The 19,331-nt window shown below is 45.8% G+C and carries 24 protein-coding genes; 11 read left to right on the top strand and 13 right to left on the bottom strand.

Translation table 11 applies throughout. The annotated features are described in order from the left end of the window. The first annotated feature begins 2 nt into the window (after positions 1-2). Together thiP and thiQ are read left to right on the top strand one after the other, a co-directional pair. Positions 3-1,598: a thiamine/thiamine pyrophosphate ABC transporter permease ThiP gene (gene thiP / locus EAE30_RS16775; protein ID WP_123016947.1), complete on the top strand. Its 1,596-nt coding sequence runs from the start codon at positions 3-5 to the stop codon at positions 1,596-1,598. After that, positions 1,592-2,302, top strand: coding sequence for a thiamine ABC transporter ATP-binding protein (gene thiQ / locus EAE30_RS16770; protein ID WP_123016946.1), 711 nt, complete (start codon positions 1,592-1,594; stop codon positions 2,300-2,302). The genes thiP and thiQ overlap by 7 nt, the downstream gene beginning before the upstream one ends. A 56-nt stretch (positions 2,303-2,358) precedes the next feature. Here the strand turns inward: thiQ and yjgA are convergent, their stop codons facing one another. Beyond that, positions 2,359-2,886, bottom strand: a complete 528-nt coding sequence (gene yjgA / locus EAE30_RS16765; protein WP_123016945.1) for a ribosome biogenesis factor YjgA — start codon at positions 2,884-2,886, stop codon at positions 2,359-2,361. Between the two features lie 110 nt (positions 2,887-2,996). Between yjgA and pmbA the strand changes: the two genes are divergently transcribed. Continuing rightward, on the top strand, positions 2,997-4,340 hold the full coding sequence (gene pmbA, locus EAE30_RS16760; RefSeq protein WP_123016944.1) for a metalloprotease PmbA: 1,344 nt from the start codon (positions 2,997-2,999) through the stop codon (positions 4,338-4,340). A gap of 73 nt (positions 4,341-4,413) precedes the next feature. Here the strand turns inward: pmbA and mgtE are convergent, their stop codons facing one another. From mgtE to EAE30_RS16700, 12 genes are all read right to left on the bottom strand, one after another. Then, a complete protein-coding gene (gene mgtE / locus EAE30_RS16755) occupies positions 4,414-5,772 on the bottom strand; it encodes a magnesium transporter (RefSeq protein ID WP_123016943.1) in 1,359 nt (452 codons plus the stop codon). Positions 5,773-5,872: 100 nt separating this feature from the next. Further along, a complete protein-coding gene (locus tag EAE30_RS16750; protein ID WP_123016942.1) occupies positions 5,873-6,151 on the bottom strand; it encodes an HPr family phosphocarrier protein in 279 nt (92 codons plus the stop codon). 12 nt (positions 6,152-6,163) lie between these two features. After that, entirely contained in the window at positions 6,164-7,027 is an 864-nt protein-coding gene (rapZ, locus tag EAE30_RS16745; RefSeq protein ID WP_123016941.1) for an RNase adapter RapZ, read from the bottom strand. Between the two features lie 6 nt (positions 7,028-7,033). After that, positions 7,034-7,489, bottom strand: a complete 456-nt coding sequence (gene ptsN, locus EAE30_RS16740; protein WP_123016940.1) for a PTS IIA-like nitrogen regulatory protein PtsN — start codon at positions 7,487-7,489, stop codon at positions 7,034-7,036. Between the two features lie 2 nt (positions 7,490-7,491). Then, positions 7,492-7,779 (bottom strand): ribosome hibernation promoting factor, encoded by a 288-nt coding sequence (gene hpf / locus EAE30_RS16735; protein WP_123016939.1) that lies wholly within the window; start codon positions 7,777-7,779, stop codon positions 7,492-7,494. A gap of 24 nt (positions 7,780-7,803) precedes the next feature. Beyond that, positions 7,804-9,276 (bottom strand): RNA polymerase factor sigma-54, encoded by a 1,473-nt coding sequence (locus tag EAE30_RS16730; RefSeq protein WP_123016938.1) that lies wholly within the window; start codon positions 9,274-9,276, stop codon positions 7,804-7,806. 47 nt (positions 9,277-9,323) lie between these two features. Continuing rightward, positions 9,324-10,049 carry an LPS export ABC transporter ATP-binding protein gene (lptB, locus tag EAE30_RS16725; protein WP_123016937.1) on the bottom strand — a complete coding sequence of 242 codons (726 nt, stop codon included), beginning with the start codon at positions 10,047-10,049 and terminating at the stop codon, positions 9,324-9,326. A gap of 6 nt (positions 10,050-10,055) precedes the next feature. After that, positions 10,056-10,559 carry a lipopolysaccharide transport periplasmic protein LptA gene (lptA, locus tag EAE30_RS16720; RefSeq protein WP_164711884.1) on the bottom strand — a complete coding sequence of 168 codons (504 nt, stop codon included), beginning with the start codon at positions 10,557-10,559 and terminating at the stop codon, positions 10,056-10,058. Next, entirely contained in the window at positions 10,513-11,103 is a 591-nt protein-coding gene (gene lptC / locus EAE30_RS16715) for an LPS export ABC transporter periplasmic protein LptC (protein WP_123016935.1), read from the bottom strand. Before lptC ends, lptA begins: the two co-directional genes overlap by 47 nt. Continuing rightward, positions 11,100-11,657, bottom strand: coding sequence for a 3-deoxy-manno-octulosonate-8-phosphatase KdsC (gene kdsC, locus EAE30_RS16710; protein ID WP_123016934.1), 558 nt, complete (start codon positions 11,655-11,657; stop codon positions 11,100-11,102). The genes lptC and kdsC overlap by 4 nt, the downstream gene beginning before the upstream one ends. After that, positions 11,657-12,631 (bottom strand): arabinose-5-phosphate isomerase KdsD, encoded by a 975-nt coding sequence (gene kdsD / locus EAE30_RS16705; RefSeq protein WP_123016933.1) that lies wholly within the window; start codon positions 12,629-12,631, stop codon positions 11,657-11,659. The genes kdsC and kdsD overlap by 1 nt, the downstream gene beginning before the upstream one ends. Positions 12,632-12,646: 15 nt before the next feature. After that, positions 12,647-13,612, bottom strand: a complete 966-nt coding sequence (locus tag EAE30_RS16700; protein ID WP_123016932.1) for a calcium/sodium antiporter — start codon at positions 13,610-13,612, stop codon at positions 12,647-12,649. Between the two features lie 337 nt (positions 13,613-13,949). On the opposite strand from EAE30_RS16700, the gene mlaF reads away from it, so the two are divergent. The 8 genes from mlaF (at position 13,950) to EAE30_RS16660 (ending at position 19,330) form a co-directional block, all read left to right on the top strand. Next, positions 13,950-14,753 (top strand): phospholipid ABC transporter ATP-binding protein MlaF, encoded by an 804-nt coding sequence (gene mlaF / locus EAE30_RS16695; RefSeq protein ID WP_123016931.1) that lies wholly within the window; start codon positions 13,950-13,952, stop codon positions 14,751-14,753. Next, on the top strand, positions 14,743-15,534 hold the full coding sequence (gene mlaE, locus EAE30_RS16690) for a lipid asymmetry maintenance ABC transporter permease subunit MlaE (protein ID WP_123016930.1): 792 nt from the start codon (positions 14,743-14,745) through the stop codon (positions 15,532-15,534). The genes mlaF and mlaE overlap by 11 nt, the downstream gene beginning before the upstream one ends. A 2-nt stretch (positions 15,535-15,536) precedes the next feature. After that, positions 15,537-16,034, top strand: coding sequence for an outer membrane lipid asymmetry maintenance protein MlaD (mlaD, locus tag EAE30_RS16685; protein ID WP_123016929.1), 498 nt, complete (start codon positions 15,537-15,539; stop codon positions 16,032-16,034). Positions 16,035-16,037: 3 nt separating this feature from the next. Next, positions 16,038-16,676 carry a phospholipid-binding protein MlaC gene (gene mlaC / locus EAE30_RS16680; protein WP_123016928.1) on the top strand — a complete coding sequence of 213 codons (639 nt, stop codon included), beginning with the start codon at positions 16,038-16,040 and terminating at the stop codon, positions 16,674-16,676. Beyond that, positions 16,673-17,002, top strand: a complete 330-nt coding sequence (locus EAE30_RS16675) for an STAS domain-containing protein (RefSeq protein ID WP_123016927.1) — start codon at positions 16,673-16,675, stop codon at positions 17,000-17,002. The genes mlaC and EAE30_RS16675 overlap by 4 nt, the downstream gene beginning before the upstream one ends. Then, positions 16,995-17,249: a BolA family iron metabolism protein IbaG gene (ibaG, locus tag EAE30_RS16670; RefSeq protein WP_123016926.1), complete on the top strand. Its 255-nt coding sequence runs from the start codon at positions 16,995-16,997 to the stop codon at positions 17,247-17,249. The genes EAE30_RS16675 and ibaG overlap by 8 nt, the downstream gene beginning before the upstream one ends. A gap of 9 nt (positions 17,250-17,258) precedes the next feature. After that, the gene (murA, locus tag EAE30_RS16665; protein WP_123016925.1) at positions 17,259-18,524 is read left to right on the top strand and encodes a UDP-N-acetylglucosamine 1-carboxyvinyltransferase; all 1,266 of its coding nucleotides are present in this window, start codon (positions 17,259-17,261) and stop codon (positions 18,522-18,524) included. Positions 18,525-18,604: 80 nt separating this feature from the next. Then, on the top strand, positions 18,605-19,330 hold the full coding sequence (locus EAE30_RS16660; RefSeq protein ID WP_123016924.1) for a 1-acylglycerol-3-phosphate O-acyltransferase: 726 nt from the start codon (positions 18,605-18,607) through the stop codon (positions 19,328-19,330). Position 19,331: the final 1 nt, after the last annotated feature.

Here is a 19,331-nt window from a genome sequence, read left to right as displayed (position 1 = left end):
ATGTGAATCGAATTCCCAAAGTTGGGGTGGGCATGGCGGTCTTGGTGATCGCTTTTGTCATCTCCGCGGTCTGCGCCTTATTATTTCAAACCTCGACGATGCCTTTGAGTCGTATCTGGCACGATCCCTATTATTTGCACGTCACGGGTTTTAGTTTTTACCAATCAAGTTTATCGACATTGATCAGCATCATCGGGGCGATTCCCGTTGCTCGAGCTTTGCATCGACGCCAATTTAAAGGGCGTAATGTATTATTAAAGCTCTTTTCTATGACATTAGTACTGCCTGTGCTGGTGGCGGTGTTCGGTTTATTAGCGATTTATGGTCGCAGTGGATGGTTGGCGACAATTCTCCATGAATTTGGATTGGCACTGCCATTTAATATTTATGGCTTGGGTGGCATTCTTTTAGCACACGTGTTTTTTAACTTACCGTATGCGAGTCGTTTGTTATTACAGAGCTTGCAAGAGATCCCAGAAGATCAGCATAAATTGTGTGCCCATTTAGGGATGAGCGGCTGGCAGAAGTTTTGTTTAGTCGAATGGCCACGTTTACGTCAACAATTGCCGCATGTGGGGGGCCTGATCTTTATGCTGTGCTTCACCAGTTTTGCCACGGTGATGGCCTTGGGAGGCGGACCTAAATCCACGACAATCGAATTGGCGATTTATCAGGCGATCAAATACGACTTTGATCTGCAAACTGGCGCGCTCTTAGCGGTTTGGCAAATGCTGTTGTGTTCTTCTCTGTACTTTGCGTTGCATTATTTTTCACGCGTCATGCCCGTGGCCAATGGCTCGATTTCCTCCGCTCAGATGTGGAGCCAAGACAGCCGTTTTAGCCGGTTATGGGATAGTCTGTGGATTGGACTGGTGATTATCTTTACTGTACCGCCTTTTATCATGGTGGTAGGCAGCGGCGTCAATTCCTCTCTGGCAGATGTTTTAACGAGTTCGGCTTTTTGGCACGCCCTGACCACTTCGGTACGCATCGCGGTGTCGGCGAGTGTGGTGGCGTGTACGATTGGCGTGACGATTTTATTGTCCAGTCGTCATTTAAGACTGCGGCAGCATAATACGTCAGCGAATGGGTTAGAACTGATTGGTACCATCATATTGGTCACCCCGGGTCTTGTGATCAGTACCGGCTTATTTTTGTTGTTACGCCAATGGGTTGACGTGTTTAGTCATGCCTATTGGGTCGTGGTCGTGGTGAATGCCCTGATGGCTTTGCCTTATGTGATTAAAACGTTGAGTCAGCCGCTGTTGCACATCGAACAGCAATATCAGTTCTTATGCGCCAGCTTGGGAATGCAGGGGTGGCAGCGCTTTAAGATGGTTGAGCTGAAAGCGTTAAAAGGGCCGCTTGCCCAAGCATTCAGTTTGAGCTTTTTGTTATCACTGGGGGATTTGAGTGCCATTGCTTTGTTTGGTAATCAAGATTTTCGTACGTTACCGTTATACCTGTATCAGTTATTAGGGTCATATCAAACTGATGCCGCTGCGGTCGTGTCGTTGACCTTATTGCTATTTAGCATTGGAATTTTTTATCTTGTGGAAAAAGTGTTCAGTTGGCAAGGCCGGAGTGAAACATGTTAGTGGTAGACCAAGTACAATATGAATATCAAAGTGATTGGTTTGCTTTTGATGTGACGTTACAACAGGGTGTGATTTTAGCGTTGATGGGGCCAAGTGGGTCTGGGAAATCAACGTTATTAAGTTTAGTGGCAGGCTTCATTGAACCGAATATGGGAGATATTCGTTTTCAAGATAAGTCATTGCTTGGATTGCCACCTTATCAGCGGCCCTTTTCCATGTTGTTTCAAGAGCATAATCTTTTTGCTCATTTGTCTGTTCGACAAAATATTGGCTTGGGTTTGCATCCTGGATTGAAGCTCTCCGCGCTGCAGAAAGCCAAAGTCGTCGAGGCTGCTGAGCAAGTGGGGTTATCTGCCGTATTGGATCGTTACCCAGAACATTTATCGGGCGGGCAAAGACAGCGTGTTGCACTGGCGCGTTGCTTTGTGCAATCGCATCCCATCTGGCTTTTAGATGAGCCATTTTCCGCGCTCGATCCGGTGTTAAGAGAAGATATGTTGGCGCTAGTACAACGGTTAGCCCAAGAACGTGGTGCCAGTGTACTGATGGTGACACATCATATCTCCGATGCAAAAGCCATTGCGACGGATTTTGCCTTTATGGCCCGAGGAAAAGTGCAGCGAGTGGCCCCCATTGCACAACTGAGCAGTACACACCCCGATCCTGAATTGGCCGCATTTGTAAGAGCGGGCAGCAGCGAGTGATAAAAAAGCCAGAGACAGTCTCTGGCTTTTTTTATTCCAGCGGATGAGACAATTAATTAAAACTCTTCATCTTGTTTGGCTTTCAGGGTCTGAAAAATTTCACGCGAGGCTTTTGGACTTTTCTGAGCTGCCTTTTCTTTACGAGCTTGGCGAGACAGATGGCGTAGCCGTTGGCGATCCAAATCGGGATACTGCGCCATTGCTTCATCAATCGCTTTATCCCCATCAGAAATAATGCGGTCACGTAAGTCTTCTAACTTGTGCAATGCGGCCGTCGATTGGGCATGTTTATTGTTGAATTTGTCCAACGCCGCTTGGATTGGTTCGTGATCAATTTGACGCATCAGCTTACCAATGTATTGCAATTGACGACGGCGAGCTTCCGTTTTAAAGCGTTGTGCATCGGCGACCGCTTCGGCCAGATCGTCTGGTAATGGGAACTTCGCTAATACAGACGGTTTCAACGTAACGAGCTCTTCTCCCAATTTTTGCAGTTCCGTCATGTCGGTTTTGAGTTCAGTTTTACTGACCCAAATAATTTCTTCTTCTTCTTCCCATGGAGCTTTTTGATTTTTACGAGCCATTTTCTTCACTAATAAAGTTATTTATATCTGCTATTTTAGCAAGAATCGTGGGGAGAAAGCGAAATTCTTGTTATCCTACTGAAACAAATGCCGAAGAAGATGGATTAAGTATGGATGTGAAACAGCAAGTCGCTCAACAAAGAGTCGATTTAGAAGCTGCCGTTGCCAAAGCGCTGGAGATGGCCGCGCACGGCGCTGACGCCGCAGAAGTCGCCATTAACAAGAGTACAGGCCTGAGTGTCTCGACACGTATGTGTGAAGTTGAGAACGTTGAATTTAATAGCGATGGTGCCCTAGGGATTACCGTTTATAACAAAAATAAAAAAGGCAGTGCCTCAACGTCTGATCTCAGCGAAAAAGCCATTCATGAGACGGTGAAAGCCGCTTTAGATATCGCTCGTTATACTTCTGAAGATCCGTTTGCTGGCCCGGCGCCGGCGGAACTTATGGTGAAAAATATTCCCGATCTCGATCTTTTTCATCCTGATGAACCGGATCCAGATAAAGCCGCATCGATTGCCATTCGTGCTGAGCAAGCCGCGTTAGAATACAGCGATAAGATCAAACAAAGTGATGGCGCGAGTTATGATAGCCACTATGGGGTTCGCGTTTATGGCAACAGCCATGGTTTGCTCGCCAGTTATGCTTCGAGTCGCCATAGCACGAGCTGTAGTGTCATTGGCTTAGGTGCGAATGGCGAAATGGAGCGGGACTATAGCTATACGCTCGCTCGCCATAAGGATGAGTTATGGGCGCCTGAGAAAGTCGGGCTTCAAGCAGCGGAAAAAACCGTGCGCCGTCTCGATGCTCGTGCGTTAAAAACGGGGACGTATCCGATATTGTTTGAGCGTGATGTCGCGACAGGGCTGATGGGACACCTTGTAATGGGGATCAGTGGTGGCAATCTTTATCGCCGCTCATCATTTTTGGTCGATAAGTTGGGTGAGACAATTTTTCCTGAGTGGTTCAATATTAGCGAGCGCCCACATATTCAGCGTGGTTTGGCCTCGAGTCCGTTTGATAGTGAAGGTGTCGCCACTAAAGATACTGACATTATTACCGACGGTAAACTGGCGACCTATCTGTTGACTAGCTATGCTGCTCGTAAAATGAACATGACGCCAACCGGGCATGCGGGGGGAATTCACAACTGGTTTGTCGGCTCTACGGGGCAAGATTTTGAACACATGCTGCAAGCGCTAGGTACGGGCGTACTTGTGACCGAAGTGATGGGGCAAGGCGTAAATATTGTCACGGGCGATTATTCGCGTGGGGCCGCTGGATTCTGGGTCGAAAATGGGGTGATTCAATACCCGGTCTCTGGATTTACTATCGCTGGCAATCTACAAGATATGTTCCAGAAAACGATCGCTGTCGGTAGCGATATTGAAACGCGCTCGCAAATTCAGATGGGCTCGTTGTTGATTGAAAGTATGAAAGTCGCGGGTGAGTAACACTTAGCGAGGTATACTGGAGTATCAATAAAAAGCCGAACTCGTTGAGTTCGGCTTTTTTATGTCTTATCGGCTAGTGAATCATCAGGGTTGCCAGTTCTAAAAAGGCGAATAAGCCGACGACATCGGTGACGGTCGTCAATGCCATTCCCCCAGCGAGCGCCGGATCAATATTGATTTTTTTCATTAATACCGGGATTAATACGCCAGCAATACCTGCCACAAATAAGTTGGTCAGCATGGCGGCAGAAAGGATGGCACCGAGTTCAATATTGCCTTTCCAGACCATCACAATGACGCCAATCAGTACGGCCCATAAAATACCATTGAGCAGACCGATCGCCGCTTCTTTGTACAGCAACTCTTTTTTGTTACTTTCACCAATGTGGCCTAAAGCGAGACCACGAATGACCAAGGCGACCGTTTGGTTACCAGCCACTCCCCCCATAGAGGGGACGATGGTCATTAATACGGCGATGGATGCCATGGCTTGTAGTGTATCTTCAAACATGTTGGAGACAGACGCTGCAGCTAAGGCCGCAAGCACATTGGCTCCGAGCCAAATACTGCGTTTACGAGCCGATTTGATCACGGGGGCGAAAGTATCTTCATCGTCATCCATCCCCGCCATGCTCATCATTGAGTGTTCGGCATCTTCACGAATGACATCGACAACGTCATCAATGGTGATCCGTCCAACCAAGGTGTAATTGTGATCGACCACTGGGGCTGAGACCCAATTACGACGTTCGAACAAACTGGCGACATCAGAGTCGGTGGTGTCGACGCTGATGGCATCGTCCGCATCGTCCATGACTTCACTGACGAGCACATCCGGTTGCGAGGTTAACAATACCGTTAAGGGTAAATGACCGATTAACTTACTATGTTCATCAATAACATATAAGGAATCGGTGACATCCGGTAAGTCTCCTTTCATACGTAAATACCGCAGCACAACATCGACAATGACATCACTACGGATGGTGGTGACGTCGGTGTTCATCAAGCCACCGGCACTATCTTCAGGGTAGGATAAGGCTTTCTCAACTCGTAGTCGATCTGCCGTATCCATCTGCGCTAAGACTTCTTTCGATAAGGTGTTAGGCAGGCTTCGTAACACATAGGCTACGTCATCGGTGTCCATGCCTTCAGTGGCTTCGGCGAGTTTCTCCGGCGCCATTTTAGAGACAAGCGCATCTTTAATATCCTCGGATAATTCATCGAGGATTTCCCCATAATCTTCCGGGTCAGTCAGATGCCAAAGTACTTCGCGAGATTTACGTGGTGAGGCTTCTAATAGGATCGCAATATCTTCAGGCTCCATGTCCTGAAGCTGACGACGAACGTGGACAAAACGACCATTCTCTAGTGCTTGAGTGATTTCATGGAGGGTTTGGTGAGCTTGATCAAATTCAATTTGCTCTGCCATAAAGGCCCCCTAATACAAAGTTGATAAGGAAAAAAAGGGTAGTGGGTTAGTGTTATGGTGAATAGGGACTATCGATATTCGCTGCCGATGTCAGCGCTCGCTATTCCTCTTCATCAAATTTATCTTCAATAAGATGGCACGCGGCAGCGAGTGCTGGCTCGGCATCAGGGCCCGATGCCGACAGCGTAATATGCTGTCCCTGTGCTGATTGCAACATCAGCAGACCAATGACGGTATCCGCAGTGGCTTCGTTACCATCTTGCGCTTGAATTGTCAGTATGGCATCAAACGATTGAGCAAGTTCCACTAATTTTACGGCAGCACGAGCGTGCAAGCCCAATTTATTTTGAATCAGAACAGTGCGAGTTACGTTCGTCATAGCAAGAGACTCTTATGATAAATTATTGTCGAGCGTATTATGCTGAATTTTGACTTTATTTCCTAAGTCAGAGAAGTACTCGCCCAATTGTTGTGCAATATACACGGAGCGATGTTTGCCACCGGTACATCCGATGGCGACAGTAAGATAGCTGCGGTTATTTTTTTCTAACATGGGCAGCCAATACTCAATGAACTTCTGGATTTGCAGTTTGAGCTCCATCACTTCAGGGAAAGCGGATAAAAAGGAGCGAATTGGGGCATCTAAACCTGTCATTGGGCGCAAGTTAGGCTCCCAATGAGGATTGGGAAGAAAGCGCACATCGAACACAAAATCGGCGTCACTGGGCACTCCATACTTAAAGCCGAATGACTGAAACACCATGACCAGTTTTTTGCGTTCGTTGCCTTCCACATACATGCGGACACGTTCACTGAGTTCATGAATCGAACGCTTGCTGCTGTCGATGATATGGTCGGCATGCTCTTTGAGAGGCTTCAGAGTCTGTTTTTCCAGCTCGATCGCATGAGACAATGAGGGATTATCATCGGCCAGCGATAACGGGTGAATTCTGCGAGTTTCACTGTATCGCTTCAGTAACACTTCTTCAGAGGCATCAAGAAACAATACGCTGACTTCGACGTCACTGGATTTCAAACGATCCAAGGCGGGTTCAATTAAGCCTGGATCTTTGGGAATATTACGTATATCAATACTGACTGCGACGTTTTGATTGCTGTCTTTGACCGATTGCACGAATTCTTGCAAAAGATTGATGGGCAAGTTATCGACACAATAATACCCTAAATCTTCCAACACCCTTAAGGCGACACTTTTTCCCGCCCCAGACTGACCACTGACAACAATCAAACGCATTGTTATTTATTCCTGTTCTTGATGGACCATAATGTTGTAGAGCTCTTGATCAGTATGAGCATTGCGCAGTTGTTTGAGGACTTTTTTGTCTTTCAAACGCTCTGCCATACTCGCCAGAGTTTGCAGATGTTCTTTACATTGTTCCTCAGGTACCAATAAAGCAAATAACAGGTCGACTGGGCGATTATCGATGGCATCGAAATCGATCGGTGCTTCGCATTGCAGCAGAACCGCAACCGCAGAGTGATTGTCCGCCATTCTGGCGTGCGGAATCGCAATCCCGTTACCGATACCAGTACTGCCCACTTTTTCTCGGCTGAGCATGCATTCAAACAGCGAGGTCGCATTTTGGCCAGTGTGTTGAGCCGCGACTTCGCTAATGATTTCTAATGCTCGTTTTTTACTAGAACACTGGACTGCACTTTTCGTGCAGTCCAGGGTCAATACTTCGCTTAATTGCATGATTAATGGCTACTTAGCTTTTCTTTATGCTTATTGAGTTGTCGTACGAGTTTATTCACCAACTCATCGATGGCCGCATACATGTTATCACTTTCTGCGGTCGCATGAATCTCACCTTGACTCACATGGAGCGTAGCTTCCGCGATTTGACGGACTTTTTCAACACGTAAAATAACTTGAACGTTATTTATTTGGTCAAAAAAGCGCTCTAGCTTTTGAAATTTAGCGTGAACATAGTCTTGCATTGAATCTGTCAGATCAATGTGGTGGCCATTAATATTGATTTGCATAGACTTTCCTTCTCGGTTTGGCCTTTATAGCAGGCGTTTACGCTGACTTGAAGGGGCTATTCCCAATGACTCTCGGTACTTAGCTATCGTTCGTCTTGCGACTTTGATTCCTTGGTCAGCTAGTAACGCCGCAATTTTGCTATCACTGAGAGGCTTAGCAGGCGTTTCTGCCGATACCAGTTTTTTAATCAGTGCGCGTATTGCGGTCGATGAACATTCTCCGCCATTGTCGGTACTCACATGACTGGAGAAAAAGTACTTCAACTCGAATATGCCTCTTGGCGTATGCATAAACTTCTGAGTCGTCACCCTTGATATGGTCGACTCATGCATGTCCACAGCAAGTGCAACATCATTCAGCACCATGGGTTTCATGGCTTCTTCACCATATTCGAAGAAATCGCGCTGATGTTCAACAATACATTTCGCAACTTTTAGTAACGTTTCATTGCGACTTTCCAAACTTTTAATCAGCCACTTGGCTTCTTGTAAGTTGCTCCGAATATAATTACTTTCTGCATTATTACCTTTAGCTAATCCCGCATATTGTTGATTGACTTTGAGCTTGGGAACACTGTCTGGATTGATGGAAACCACCCATTTGCCGTGATCTTTAAAGACGGACACATCTGGTATCACATACTCCGCGTGAGTTTCCGTGATCCTGTTTCCTGGCCGAGGATCGAGATCCTGAATTAAGTGTAATGCTTGTCGTAGCTCATCTTCTTTGAGTTTAGACTCTTTTAAGATAAGTTTGTAATCCCGATTACCAAGCTGATCAATATACTGAGAAAGGATGAGTTTGGCTTCTTCTAGCCAAGGCGTTTCGGCTGGAAACGTCGCCAGCTGTAAGAGTAAACAGTCTTGTAAATTGAGTGAAGCAACCCCGAGAGGGTCAAATTGCTGGATACGCTTTCGAACGGCTTCGATTTCTTCAAGATCGACATCATCATGATCGAAGTTATCACGAATCTCTTCCAGCGAGGAGGTTAAGTACCCATAATCATCGATAGCATCAATGATGGCTACCGCAATGGTTTGATCTAATTCACTAAAAGGGGTTAAGTCCAATTGCCACAGCAAATAATCTTGGAGAGATTGAGTGGTCTCCCCTTGATAGACGGGCATGTCATCATCCATGGCCACGCCGGTATTTCCCGTATTGGCACTGTAGATGTCATCCCATGTGGTGTCTATTTCGAGATCGGAGCTGATTTCTGATTTTTCGAATACATCAGAACTGTCTTGTGGCTCAGGTTCCGCTGCCACATCCGCACTGGGTTCTTTTTCCTCATTACGGTCGTTCTCTTTGCGTTCATCAGTATTAGCAACATCTTCGGCGTTTTCATCCACATCCAACAAAGGATTAGAGTCTAAGGCTTCCTGAATCTCTTGTTGTAAGTCGAGCGTAGACAATTGCAGTAAGCGGATAGCTTGCTGCAATTGCGGTGTCATTGCTAATTGTTGACCTAGCTTGAGCTGTAATGAAGGCTTCATTCAGTTTCCAACTACCTTATCTTAAAAATCTGGAGTCCTTCCATTTATCATAGACGGAATTGTTCTCCTAGATAAACCTGTTTCACCTGTTCGTTGTTCAACACTTCTTTAGGAGTGCCTTCTGCAATTAGGTGTCCTTGACTTACAATATAAGCTTTTTCACAAACATCCAATGTTTCTCTCACATTGTGGTCAGTGATAAGAACGCCCAAACCGCGATCACGCAGATGTTCAATAATTTTTTTGATATCGATAACGGAGATTGGATCAACGCCCGCAAAAGGTTCATCCAAAAGGATAAATTGTGGGTTTGCCGCCAATGCTCGCGCAATTTCTACCCGACGACGCTCGCCACCCGATAAAGACATCCCAGTATTTTTACGAATGTGCTGAATACTGAATTCGTCGAGGAGATCTTCCAGTCTGTCTTGTCGTTGTTCTCGACTCAGCTCACTGCGTGTTTGCAGTACCGCGAGAATATTATCTTCGACCGAGAGCTTACGGAAAATGGAGGCTTCTTGCGGTAGATATCCAATCCCCAACCGAGAGCGACTGTGCATTGGTAACACACTTATATCCATGTCGTCTATGGAGATTTTTCCCTCATCGCGGGCGACCAGTCCTACTATCATATAAAACGAGGTTGTTTTACCCGCGCCATTTGGGCCGAGCAAACCGACGATTTGTCCTGATTCAACCGCAAGACTGACATCTGAAACGACTTTGCGTTTTTTATAACTTTTGGCTAAATGTTGCGCTTTCAATACAGACATAATGAATTACTTCTGATTATTTTCGGTCATTTGTGGTTGCAAAACGGTAGACACGCGTCCTTTTCCGTTACTATCGGCAATCAGTTTTTGTTGCGAAATTTTATAGCGAATTTTCTTACCACGAATTTCACTGTCATCTTGCGATAGCATGGCGTTATTGGTCATAACGAGTTCATCTTGCGACATTTTATAGTACAGTTCTTCTGCTTCACCGTGTAAGGTTTTGCCTTCATCGGTCAGCTGAGAAAAGGTAGCGAGTTTGCCATAACCTCTAATGTCTTCAATTTTTCCTGTCTCTTCGTTACGAACGACAATCAGTTTATCCGCATTAATATTGATGCTGCCTTGTTTCAGCTTTACATCACCGATGAAGGTCACTCGATTGCTTTTCATATCGAGTTGTTGGCTGTCTGAATCAATATAAACCGGTTGTTTACTGTCAGTAGACAAAGCAAAACACTGGCTACTGACCAGAAGGCTTGCTACCAGCGTGAGGTGTGAGATTTTCATATCGACCTTGTACATGCTTGTATAGGACCGCGGTATTATCAGCAAAATTGCCTTTCATCGCTTGTCCATGAGTTTCAAATTGAGGACCTTTCAGATCCACTGGATTATCAGCCCAAAAATCTCGGCTATCGAGTTTAATGTTCAGCTTCGCCGTCGTCATTTTCTCAAAGCTAGATTGTCGCAGTAAATTTTTGGCGACGACGTCATCATAGAGTGTTAATACTTGCTTTTTTGAAAGGACTGCGCGTTGCGCGGTCACTTGCCACTCTTGCTTCGTCCCTTGCTGATAGACTTTTAAAATCGGGCTTTGGAAAATGGTATCGCCACTTTTAGCATAATAATCAAGGTGTTTAGATTGTATAACGTAACTACGTATACCTTGATCATTATACGATACATTGTTCAGGTTATTTCCGCTAAACATAGGCAGTTCTGTATTCGGCTTGACCTGAATATCTACTTTGTCTTGGCTCTCAAGCAGATAATAAAGCGAGGTCAGTGACACCAATATTAACACCGCGTATATGACACGGGATACACTCATATACTTAGACCTTTATATGCGTCAAGTTCATTCCTAGCGTGTAAAATCAAATCACAGACCTCGCGCACGGCACCGTGTCCCCCCTTAATGTGGGTGACATAGTTTGCGCGCTGAGCTAGCAAGGGGTGTCCATCAGCGACACACACTCGCAAAGCGACTTGTTCCATTACAGGCCAATCTATTAAATCGTCCCCAATATACCCGGTTTCTTGAGGGGCAATCGCCAGTTTTTTGCAAATATCACGGTACGCTTTGACTTTATCATCTTGTCCTTGATAGACAAGTTTTATGCCCAATGCGTTCATTCTATTGGTGACAATCTTTGATTCTCTTCCGGTAATAATCGCAATTTCGATTCCGGCATTCATGAGACTTTTGACCCCATAACCATCACGAGTGTGAAAGGTTTTGAGCTCTTCGCCATTGTTACCCATATACACTAAGCCGTCTGAAAAAACACCATCCACATCGCAAATCAACAGTTTGATGGATTTGGCAATCGTGAGGATATCTTCGTCTACTTTGCCATACAGTGTGTCCACTTGTTGTGACATTACATTACTCCGGCTTTCAATAAATCATGCATATTTAATGCGCCCACCAGCTTTCCGTCATCGGTCAGCATTAAACCGCTAATTCGTTTGTCTTGCATCAAATTAATCCCTTCTACCGCGAGTAAATGAGGTGAGGCCGTGGTCGGGGAGGTCGTCATAACGCGTTCGATAGGGGTATTATGAATATCAATGCGCTTATCTAAAATACGACGTAAATCGCCATCAGTAAAAATACCGAGCAGCGTGTTATGTTGGTCGGTAATCGCTGTCATTCCCAACCCTTTTTGACTGATCTCTAGCAGAGCGTCACGAATGAACGTGTTAGGGCTCACCTGAGGCAGTTCATCGCCCGTATGCATAATGTCACTGAGCTTAAGTAGCAGTTTGCGACCCAGTGCGCCACCTGGGTGGGACATTGCAAAATCCTCTGAGGTGAAGCCACGAGCGCGTAATAGGGCGATAGCCAGCGCGTCGCCCATTACCAGTGTCACGGTGGTACTGGTCGTTGGAGCCAGTCCCAGTGGGCAAGCTTCTTGAGGCACGCTGATCTGCAAATGTATGTCGGACAATTGTGCCATCGTGGACGTCGGTTGGCTGGTAAGACTAATAATACTCACGTTTAAGCGCTTCAATACGGGAAACAGGCTGAGTATTTCCTCGGACTCGCCCGAGTTTGAAATGGCTAGCACCACATCCTGAGCGGTTACCATACCTAAATCGCCATGTGAGGCTTCACCAGGGTGAACAAAAAATGCCGACGTTCCGGTGCTGGCTAATGTCGCGGCAATTTTTCGGCCAATATGCCCTGACTTACCAATCCCCATCACCACCACTTTGCCTGAGCAGTTATTTAAAATGAGCTCACACGCCTTGGCAAAAGCGTCGTTAAAGAAAGGCTTTAATTGCTCTAACCCTTCAACTTCTATCGCCAGCACTTCTTGAGCCGCGGCTTGGTAGTTAAATTCAGATGCCATGATGTCCCCCAGCTTTTACGCACTCATATTCATGAATAAATACACTTGATACGCAATGAAAATGATAAATAGTATGCCACCTTCAAGGCGATTTATGCGACGTGATTTGCCTAAAGCCATCACCACCAACAACAGTGAAATGCCTAACATGACCCAAAAGTCGCGACCCATTGCATATTCACTGAGATAAGAAGGTTGGATGATACCCGGTAGCCCCATCACGGCTAAGATATTAAAAATATTTGAGCCAATAATATTGCCCACGGCCATGTCATCTTCCCCCTTTAATACCCCAGCAAGAGAGGCGGCAAGTTCTGGCAAGCTTGTGCCAATGGAGATGATGGTTAAGCCGATGACGAGATCACTCATACCAAATGCTTTGGCGATAATCACCGCATTGTCAACGAGTAGGTTGGCGGCAATAGGCAGTAATACCAATCCGAGAATGACCCACAGTGCGGCTTTGACGTTAGGCACATCTTGAGGGATGTCTTCCTCATGCGTATCAATGACCGCCTTACCTTGTTGTTTTTCTCGACGACTGATTTGTTGCATGCCGAGAATAAAAACGATAAATAGCCCTAATAAAAGCACCCCTTCACCATAGCCGAGATAATCGTCTTTCAAGAGAATACCTGCTAGGATGGTTATGGCGATCATGAGTGGCATTTCTCGGCGCAGAACAGTTGTGCCGATACTCAATGGCTTAATCATGGCTGTTATACCAAGAATGAGGGCAATATTAGCGATATTAGAACCCAGCACATTACCAACTGCAGTGTCGGTTTTATTGGCCATCGCAGCGGTAGCAGACACCATCATTTCTGGTGCTGAAGAGCCCATCGCGAGTATTGTCATGCCAATGATCATTGGAGATACTCCGAAGTTTTTCGCAACGGCAGCCGCACCAAAAACGAGCTTATCTGCACTCCATACTAGGAGAATAAGGCCTAGAATAAGTAATCCAACTGCTTCTAACATGAACAATCCTGCTTTAAGTGACAATCGTGGTATAAAAACGGGTAATTTTGACCTGTTGGTCAATAAAAGGGAAGCCGATTATCAGAAATATTGTTCTATTTTATGTGAGATTACACTGTTGTGGTTCACTTTATGCTAGGTAGCCAAAAATTTTAACATGAGAGCCCGGTTTATTTAAGAGGGGCGTGCGTAATAAATTGTGTCAGAAACTTTGATGTGCTTTGACAAAAAGACAATTTCCCTCTGTTCTAATTGAACGGTGCTTTATATTTTTTCTTAATCTGCTTATGATTGCGCTTTCTTCTCGATGAAGGGAGCCAAAGGGCGAATCAATAGTATGTCTAACAATGACTTAGTAATCATTAATAACCTGACTTTTTCTCGCTCGGGTCGCAAGATCTTTGACAATGTCAGTTTACGAGTTCCAAAAGGAAAAGTCACCGCTATTATGGGGCCATCGGGCATTGGTAAAACAACGCTGTTGCGGCTTATTGGTGGTCAAATACACCCTGAAGAGGGCGAAATATGGTTTGACGGGGATAATATCCCTGCGTTATCTCGCAAACAATTGTACCAAGCACGCAAAAAAATGAGCATGCTGTTTCAATCTGGCGCACTATTTACCGATTTAAATGTGTTCGACAATGTCGCCTTTCCGTTACGTGAGCACACGGAACTGGATGAAGACCTGATTCGTACCTTGGTGATGTTGAAGCTTGAAGCGGTGGGGTTAAGAGGCGCGTCCCAGTTGATGCCAAGCGAACTTTCTGGCGGGATGGCTCGGCGTGCAGCACTCGCCCGCTCGATCGCATTGGATCCTGAACTTATTTTGTATGATGAACCTTTTGTTGGTCAGGATCCCATTACGATGGGGGTGCTGGTCGAGTTGATTCATAATCTGAACGAAGCTCTTGGCGTCACCTCCGTCGTGGTTTCCCATGACGTGCCGGAAGTCATGAGTATTGCTGATTGGGTCTATATCTTAGCCGATGGCAAAGTCATCGCTGAAGGCACGCCGAAACGGTTGTCGTTAGAGCGTAACCCCAAAGTGCAACAGTTCTTGAAGGGCAATGCTGATGGGCCGGTTCCATTTCGTTATCCTTCGCAACCGATAGAAAAGGACTTGTTTGATGTTGGCTAACCTAGAACAGTGGGTCAGTAATTTAGGTCGTCGCACGCTGTCATTCTGTGTGACATTGGGACGAGCAACGTTGATGTTAGTGGGGGCTCTAGGCGGTAGGCCAAGGCCGATTAAAAACTTCCCATTATTGATTAAACAGCTCCATAGTGTCGGGGTGCAATCACTCGCTATTATCGTTGTCTCCGGCTTGTTTATTGGCATGGTCTTGAGCTTACAAGGCTATGTGATCTTAGTCGATTACGGCGCCGAGGGCAGTTTAGGACAAATGGTGGCTCTGTCTCTGTTGCGAGAATTAGGTCCCGTGGTCACGGCTCTGCTATTTGCTGGCCGAGCAGGGTCGGCGTTAACCGCAGAAATCGGTTTGATGAAAGCCACGGAGCAGTTATCCAGTTTAGAAATGATGGCGGTTGACCCGCTTAAGCGCGTCATTGCACCACGCTTTTATGCCGGATTAATTTCATTGCCCTTGCTATCGATGATTTTTATGACGGTCGGTATTTGGGGCGGTCAAGTTGTCGGCGTTGACTGGAAAGGCATCGATGCGGGGAGTTATTGGTCCGCGATGCAAGCTTCTGTCGAGTTCGGTAAAGATATTGGCTATAGTGCAATCAAGTGCGTGATATTTGCCATTACTGTCACTTTTATTGCTTTATTTAATGGTTATGACGCTATTCCTACTTCTGAAGGGATTAGCCGAGCAACCACAAAAACGGTAGTGCATTCTTCTCTGGCGGTTCTAGGGTTAGATTTTGTACTGACTGCATTGATGTTTGGGAATTAAGTATGCAACAAACACGAAAGTTAGAATTATGGGTTGGTGGTTTTGTTCTCGCGGGAATTTGCGCAATCCTAGTCATGATTTTTCAAGTCGCTGACGTTAAAGGTATCGGTTCAACGGATACTTATACCCTGACGGCAGAATTTGATAACGTTGGATCCTTGAAAGTGCGTTCACCCGTCAAGGTCGGGGGCGTTGTGGTTGGCCGTGTGGATAGCATCGCATTAGATCAAAAAACGATGTTACCTAAAGTAACGATGGAAATTGATAGTCAATATAATCAGTTTCCAGACAACTCAAGTGCGCAAATCTTAACCTCTGGGCTGATTGGTGAGCAGTACATTGGCTTAGTTCCCGGCTTTGTTTATGATGGTGAAGGCACCATGCTAAAAGACGGGGGCCGTATCGAAGATACGAAGTCTGCTCTTGTACTTGAAGATTTAATTGGTCAGTTCCTATATGGTTCTGGCGACAAAGATAAAAACAGTAACGGGGAAAAATAACCAATGTTGAAGCGATATTTTATTCTCGTATTGAGTTTGGTTTTATCTTGGGCAGTACATTCTCAAGAAGTCGCACAAACTCAACCTTATACTATGATGAAGCAGGTGGCTCAGCAGGCGTTTAACCGCTTGAAAAATGAACAGCCTAAGATTCATCAGGATCCCGAGTATTTAAAAACCATCGTAGAGCAAGAACTCATGCCCTATGTGAATGCTAAATATGCGGCATTAAAGTTATTGGGTCCGAATTTACGTGGCGCGAAACACAGTGATGTTGAAGCGTTCATCAAGGCATTTCGTGCCTATTTAGTGACCAACTATGCACAGGTTCTGACGCAATATACCGATCAAAGTATTCGATTTGGTCCTGAGAATGACATCGCCGATGATCGTCGCATTACCAGTGTCCGTGTCGATATTGTTGATCATTCTCGCCCAAACATTAAACTCGACTTCAAATTACGCAAAGAGAAGTCAGGCGAGTGGAAAGTATACGATATGGTAGCTGAAGGCGTGAGTATGTTATCGAGCAAGCGTTCGGAGTGGAGCAGTAAAATCCGCAACGAAGGTATTCTTGCGGTATCGAAGGATCTACAACGTCTCGCCGATAATAAAGTGCATTTTGAGAGTGACTCAAAATGATCGATTCACAATGGCATCTTGTTAGCCCTGAACAAGCCGAGTTGTCTGGGGCTTTAGATCGCGAGACTGTCCCTTCTCTTTGGCGTTCGCTGAAGTTATGGCAGCCAGACGTGAAGCAAGTGACGGTTTCCTTAGCGTCGGTTGAGCGGGTTGATTCTGCAGGTATGGCGATGCTCATTCACTTAATTGAGAATGCAAAACGTCAAAACTGTCATATAATGCTCTCTTTTGTGCCTGAACAATTAGGCATGCTGTTTCAATTGAGCAATATTGAGCAGATGATGAGTCAACATATCAAGCAAGCAACAGAGGTGACCCGTGGATAGCTCACAAGTACAACAGATTTTAGAACAAGCGCTCAATCTTGAAGAAATTCATGTGAAAGGCGAAGGCAGTCACTACGAAGTGATCGCCGTTGATGGTTGCTTTGATGGCATGAGCCGAGTGAAGAAGCAGCAAATGATTTATGCGCCTCTTACGGAGTTGATACAGCGGAATGACATCCACGCTGTATCCATCAAAGCTTATACGCCGGAAGAGTGGGCTCGCGATAAGAAATTGATGTCGCTGTAAGGTTAATTAATGGATAAGTTTCGAGTTATTGGTTCACCTTCACCATTACAGGGTGAAGTACGAATTTCAGGGGCGAAGAATGCTGCCCTACCGATTTTGTTTGCGTCTATTTTGGCTGAAAAGCCGGTAGAGGTGGCAAATGTTCCTCACTTACGTGACATCGATACCACGATGGAATTGTTGGCGCGGTTGGGGGCCAAAGTGGAACGTAATGGCTCTGTACATGTTGATCCCAGTAACATTGATCAATATTGCGCGCCTTATGATTTGGTGAAAACCATGCGCGCCTCTATATGGGCGTTAGGTCCACTCGTGGCACGATTTGGTCAAGGACAAGTGTCTTTGCCTGGGGGTTGTGCCATTGGCGCTCGCCCAGTCGATCTGCACATTCATGGTTTAGAACAGCTCGGTGCGACCATTACTTTAGAAGATGGTTATGTGAAAGCCGAAGTCGATGGACGCCTGAAAGGCGCTCATATTGTCATGGATAAAGTGTCGGTTGGGGCAACGATTACCATCATGTGTGCAGCAACGTTAGCCGAAGGGACGACCATTCTGGATAACGCGGCGCGCGAACCTGAGATTGTTGATACCGCAGAGTTTTTAAACCAAATAGGGGCAAAAGTCTCTGGCGCCGGAACGGATACGATTACCATCGAAGGGGTAGAGCACTTAGGTGGTGGTAAACACTCTGTGGTGGCTGACCGTATCGAAACGGGAACTTTCCTTGTTGCAGCCGCAGTCTCTAAAGGGAAAATTGTTTGTCATAACACGGATGCGCGTCTGCTAGATGCTGTTCTCGCAAAGCTTGAAGAAGCCGGTGCGGATATAGAATTTGGTGACGATTGGATCAGTCTGGATATGACGAAAAACGAGTTGAAAGCGGTGTCTATTCGCACAGCGCCACATCCTGGCTTTCCTACTGATATGCAAGCACAGTTTACGCTGTTAAACATGATGGCGAAGGGCAGTGGTGTGATTACTGAAACGATTTTTGAAAATCGCTTCATGCACGTGCCTGAGTTATTACGTATGGGAGCCAAAGCGGAAATTGAAGGGAATACGGTGATTTGTGGTGATACGACTCAATTGAGCGGCGCACAAGTCATGGCTACCGACTTACGAGCTTCGGCAAGTCTGGTCATCGCGGGTTGTATTGCCAAAGGCGAGACTATCGTAGATCGCATTTATCATATTGATCGCGGTTATGAAAAGATCGAAGATAAACTGTCTGCGCTGGGCGCAAATATTGAGCGTATTAGCGAAGCAGGGTAAACTCTTCTTCTATAAAGCTTAGTTAGTGGCCGAAACAACAAAGTTTCGGCTTTTTTATTCCGACTCCTTTGGAGAAATCGATGATCGCACTCCTTCGTATCTTTGCTGTAGCGTTATTTGCTATCGTCATGTTTGTATTTGGTTGTGGGTACTGTTTATTATCCCCACGCAATCCAAAACATGTATTCACGTTTGGACGCTTTTTTGCTGCGCTTGCCCCTGTGTTTGGTATTAAATTGATTCTGCGTGCTCCCGCTGATGCCTATGAACGCGGTCAGCATATTTATATCGCCAATCATCAAAGCAACTGGGACATGTTTACCGTCTCGCGCGCGGTGACACCGAATGTGGTGACCGTGGGTAAAAAAAGTTTGGCTTGGTTACCTCTTTTCGGGCAGTTGTATTGGTTAACCGGCAACATTTTGATCGACCGAGCCAATAAAGCCAAAGCCAAGGGCACGATTGACCAAGTGGTGAACAGCATTAAAAATAGCAAAGTCTCGGTATGGATGTTTCCTGAAGGGACGCGTTCACGTGGCCGTGGCTTGCTGCCATTTAAAACCGGTGCCTTTCATGCTGCGATTGGTGCTAATGTGCCAGTGGGGCCGATTGTCTGTAGCTCGACCAATCATATTAAGTTGAATCGCTGGAATAATGGCCATGTCATTGTGGAAATCTTGCCATCGATCAGCACGGATGATTACGCCAAAGAAGATGTCCGCAAGTTATCGAAGCATTGCCATGCCTTGATGAAAGACAAATTGGCAGAACTGGATGCCGAAGTGGCAGAGCTTAATAAAAAATAAG

Source organism: Vibrio zhugei, from assembly GCF_003716875.1.
In the GTDB taxonomy this organism is placed as follows: Bacteria; Pseudomonadota; Gammaproteobacteria; order Enterobacterales; family Vibrionaceae; genus Vibrio; species Vibrio zhugei.
Note: the sequence above shows the minus strand (reverse complement) of the source record. Positions and strands in the feature narration are given on the sequence as shown.

Coding starts and splice junctions, on each gene's coding strand:
- kdsD (WP_123016933.1), bottom strand. CDS start 12,631: ATGGCATCTGAATTTAACTACCAAGCCGCGGCTCAAGAAGTGCTGGCG.
- mlaD (WP_123016929.1), top strand. CDS start 15,537: ATGCAACAAACACGAAAGTTAGAATTATGGGTTGGTGGTTTTGTTCTC.
- EAE30_RS16730 (WP_123016938.1), bottom strand. CDS start 9,276: ATGAAGCCTTCATTACAGCTCAAGCTAGGTCAACAATTAGCAATGACA.
- mlaC (WP_123016928.1), top strand. CDS start 16,038: ATGTTGAAGCGATATTTTATTCTCGTATTGAGTTTGGTTTTATCTTGG.
- mlaF (WP_123016931.1), top strand. CDS start 13,950: ATGTCTAACAATGACTTAGTAATCATTAATAACCTGACTTTTTCTCGC.
- pmbA (WP_123016944.1), top strand. CDS start 2,997: ATGGATGTGAAACAGCAAGTCGCTCAACAAAGAGTCGATTTAGAAGCT.
- murA (WP_123016925.1), top strand. CDS start 17,259: ATGGATAAGTTTCGAGTTATTGGTTCACCTTCACCATTACAGGGTGAA.
- EAE30_RS16750 (WP_123016942.1), bottom strand. CDS start 6,151: ATGACGAACGTAACTCGCACTGTTCTGATTCAAAATAAATTGGGCTTG.
- mlaE (WP_123016930.1), top strand. CDS start 14,743: ATGTTGGCTAACCTAGAACAGTGGGTCAGTAATTTAGGTCGTCGCACG.
- yjgA (WP_123016945.1), bottom strand. CDS start 2,886: ATGGCTCGTAAAAATCAAAAAGCTCCATGGGAAGAAGAAGAAGAAATT.
- thiQ (WP_123016946.1), top strand. CDS start 1,592: ATGTTAGTGGTAGACCAAGTACAATATGAATATCAAAGTGATTGGTTT.
- EAE30_RS16675 (WP_123016927.1), top strand. CDS start 16,673: ATGATCGATTCACAATGGCATCTTGTTAGCCCTGAACAAGCCGAGTTG.
- kdsC (WP_123016934.1), bottom strand. CDS start 11,657: ATGTCACAACAAGTGGACACACTGTATGGCAAAGTAGACGAAGATATC.
- hpf (WP_123016939.1), bottom strand. CDS start 7,779: ATGCAAATCAATATTAATGGCCACCACATTGATCTGACAGATTCAATG.
- EAE30_RS16660 (WP_123016924.1), top strand. CDS start 18,605: ATGATCGCACTCCTTCGTATCTTTGCTGTAGCGTTATTTGCTATCGTC.
- lptC (WP_123016935.1), bottom strand. CDS start 11,103: ATGAGTGTATCCCGTGTCATATACGCGGTGTTAATATTGGTGTCACTG.
- mgtE (WP_123016943.1), bottom strand. CDS start 5,772: ATGGCAGAGCAAATTGAATTTGATCAAGCTCACCAAACCCTCCATGAA.
- lptA (WP_164711884.1), bottom strand. CDS start 10,559: ATGAAAATCTCACACCTCACGCTGGTAGCAAGCCTTCTGGTCAGTAGC.
- ptsN (WP_123016940.1), bottom strand. CDS start 7,489: ATGCAATTAAGCGAAGTATTGACCCTGGACTGCACGAAAAGTGCAGTC.
- lptB (WP_123016937.1), bottom strand. CDS start 10,049: ATGTCTGTATTGAAAGCGCAACATTTAGCCAAAAGTTATAAAAAACGC.
- rapZ (WP_123016941.1), bottom strand. CDS start 7,027: ATGCGTTTGATTGTTGTCAGTGGTCAGTCTGGGGCGGGAAAAAGTGTC.
- EAE30_RS16700 (WP_123016932.1), bottom strand. CDS start 13,612: ATGTTAGAAGCAGTTGGATTACTTATTCTAGGCCTTATTCTCCTAGTA.